This window comes from Pseudoflavonifractor sp. SW1122, from assembly GCF_012027765.1.
Lineage (GTDB): Bacteria > Bacillota > Clostridia > Oscillospirales > Oscillospiraceae > Enterenecus > Enterenecus faecium.
This window is the reverse complement of the sequence record NZ_SJOS01000085.1, coordinates 1-2749: the sequence shown is the minus strand read 5'-3', so window position 1 is coordinate 2749 and position 2749 is coordinate 1. Positions and strand designations below refer to the sequence as shown.

Sequence of the window (2749 nt, the reverse complement as noted above, 5' to 3'; positions counted from 1 at the left end):
AAAAGGCACTTCATTCTTAGGAATGAAGTGCCTTTCGCAATAGATCTTTGGCTGGGTGATAGAGATACTGACATAGCAGCAGTCCCTGGTGATAGGCATACCCGTCAATGGCCTGTTCGATTTTTGAATTTTTGCCCAGATATAGCGTCAAAGGCCTGTTGGATTGGATGTTTTGTAGGTTTTCAATTGTTGCGATGCTTTGTGTGTCCGATGGATCAAAAAGGTAAATCTCGATCTCCTCTTCCCACCCGTGCAGAGAGAACCCACAGCCTGCGGAAGCTCCGATATAGGACGGTTCTTTTTCTGATAACTGGTCGATCTTCAATCCGTGCTGTTGTAAGCGGCGGAAAAAACTTTGGATGGGGGAGGGAAGAATTTGAGAGGATAAGGAATCCAGTTGGCGAAGAATTGCGTTTTTTGAAGGGTACAGGTTGAAATCTGGGGTCAGCGCTCGCTGCGTGAAAGAAGAATAGGCGTTTAGTATTTGATACAAAACAATGGTGGAGACGTTGGTCGTGAGAACTTCCTGTAAATTCGTTCTAAAATAGTCAACGGTCCATTTCGGATAATCGTTCCAAGCTTGGACCAAAAACAAATTCAGCTTGTCATATTGTTCCTGTGACCACCCATGTTCCATAACGATATATTCGATATTCTGATTGAGAACATTGCGGGGAACCGTTGTTTTTAGCAAGTGATTTAAGAGTTTTACTTGAAAGGACAGGTGTTCTACCGCGCCGTCTTCCAGCTCGTAGAGTGAGACCTGATAGAGCTGGGACAGCTTGATTAGATTTTCGGTGCAGGGCATTGCGGCACCAGTTTCCCATCGTGAGACCGCTTGTCGGCTCACTTGAAGATAGTCTGCGATATCCTCTTGAGAATAGTGAAAGTCAGATCTCAAAGCTCTCAATTTGTCTTTTAATTCCATAGAAGTATCCACCTTTCTCTCTTAGAATATATCGGTTGGACGGTCTTGTCCACCACCTGTTGTCAATGACTGGTTTACAAAACGCCCCAACACAAAAAGTCCTGACGGCGGCTGTTCTACGTGGTATAATGATGGAACATCAACACGAAAAAAAGTAGGGGGGCTATTGATATGCTGGAAGTCGTCTTTAGTCGAAGTGCATATGGCAGCCGGAGAGTGGCGCAGAGCTATGGCGTGGGACCATATCGTAGCGGCGCTGCTGTGGCGTTTGTGGAGGGCGACCAACCCACAGAGGAAGAGCTCCATGATGCCCAGATGCAGGCGGAAGAACGGGCCCGTCGGGACTGGGAAAACGCCGTTTCTCTGGGAAGTGAGAGAAATGATATTTACTGTTTCGATCTGGCCCTCAGCGTGGGCGAGATCACGGAGACAGAACCGGGGGAGCAGAGACGTGCCACTTTGAAGAAGCTCGCCTCGGTCTGGCCCCGGGAAGACATGGAGCAGGAACTGGAGGAAGAGTTACAAAGCGCCCGGCGGGATTTGGCTTCCGTCTTGGCCCGGTGCGCCGGGGGAGAAGACGTGCGGGTATGGTATAGCCACAATCCGGATGAAATGTGTGGCATGCACTGGCTGATGGCCCAACTGCACCCCTTGAAACAGCGGGGAGCGGTCTATTTGATCCAGATTCCAGCGTGGAACGATCAGGAGGACACCACGGTTCGCACGTATCAAGGCTGTGGAGAACTGGGGCCGGGTGAATGGGGGAAGTATCTCTCCTTGCAGCGGGAGGGGAAACCTGCGCTGGTAGAGGCCTGTGCCCAGCGGTGGAGTGAGCTTCAAAAAGAGAATGCACCGCTGCGGATTTACCTCAATGGCAGACTGCAAAGTGCCCCGGAAGAGGTGTATGACAGCTATATTCTCAGAGAATTGAAGACCCAGGAGAGAGAATTTGTGGAAGCCAGGGCCATTGGCGTCATCTTGGGCAAGTACCAGCTTGGGATTGGAGATGCCTGGATTGCCCAGCGAATCGAGCAGTTTGTCAAAGAGGGGCTGTTTGAGGTCCTGACGCCTCCGGACCCGGATGGACCCACATATAGACGCACACTTCGCAAGAAAATGTGATAAAAATAGAGCAGTTGTATGGTGGGAGCAGCGAAAACGACTGATTGGACACAGAAGGCTCTAAATAACGGGTAAATCCAGACTTGTCGAAGCAAAAGAAAGGTTTATGAAAATATATGAAGAAAGAGGTCAGAGGGAAACGGATTATTTTGCGGGAGCAAAGAGAAGAAGATGTGCCGTTTTATACCTATTGGTTCAATCAGCCGCAGGTTATGTTTCAATGTGGGTTTGAGAAGCCTACCACCGAGGAAGAGATGAAAACTTGCATTACCGTCAACCATAAATCCAAAGACTCGCTTTGGTTTACCATTACCGACCTGGACGGCAATCTGATTGGTGAGACGGGTCTGCTGCGCATGTTTCCGGCATGGCACCAGACGGACCTGACGATTATCATTCCCGATCCGGAGATGCAGCATAAAGGGTACGGGACGGAAGCCATTCGTATCATGTTTGATATGGCGTTCCATGAGTATGACATGCATCGTGTCTCCATCGGAGTCGTTGGATTGAATACCGATGCGCTGGAATTCTACAAGAAAATCGGATTCAAGCAGGAAGGTATTCTGGAAGAGGCGTATTACTACAACAATGAGTACAGCGATTTTGTTATGATGCGGATTCTCAGCCACGAATGGAACTAACAGAAGGAATATTCTTTCGGGATATGGTAGGGAAAAGTAAAAAAATCATACACAC

At 48.8% G+C, this 2749-nt stretch carries 3 protein-coding genes; 2 read left to right on the top strand and 1 reads right to left on the bottom strand.

From position 1 onward, the window contains the following. Positions 1-16: 16 nt before the first annotated feature. The gene (locus E0L15_RS12000) at positions 17-928 is read right to left on the bottom strand and encodes a helix-turn-helix transcriptional regulator (protein ID WP_168125776.1); all 912 of its coding nucleotides are present in this window, start codon (positions 926-928) and stop codon (positions 17-19) included. A gap of 171 nt (positions 929-1099) precedes the next feature. On the opposite strand from E0L15_RS12000, the gene E0L15_RS11995 reads away from it, so the two are divergent. Then, complete coding sequence (locus E0L15_RS11995) at positions 1100-2050, top strand: DUF3658 domain-containing protein (protein ID WP_168125774.1); 951 nt, start codon at positions 1100-1102, stop codon at positions 2048-2050. A gap of 116 nt (positions 2051-2166) precedes the next feature. Next, entirely contained in the window at positions 2167-2694 is a 528-nt protein-coding gene (locus E0L15_RS11990; protein WP_168125773.1) for a GNAT family protein, read from the top strand. Positions 2695-2749 lie beyond the last annotated feature (55 nt).

Bases quoted from the DNA above. Each gene is read 5' to 3' on its own strand.
- E0L15_RS12000 (WP_168125776.1), bottom strand. From the start codon at position 928: ATGGAATTAAAAGACAAATTGAGAGCTTTGAGATCTGACTTTCACTAT.
- E0L15_RS11995 (WP_168125774.1), top strand. From the start codon at position 1,100: ATGCTGGAAGTCGTCTTTAGTCGAAGTGCATATGGCAGCCGGAGAGTG.
- E0L15_RS11990 (WP_168125773.1), top strand. From the start codon at position 2,167: ATGAAGAAAGAGGTCAGAGGGAAACGGATTATTTTGCGGGAGCAAAGA.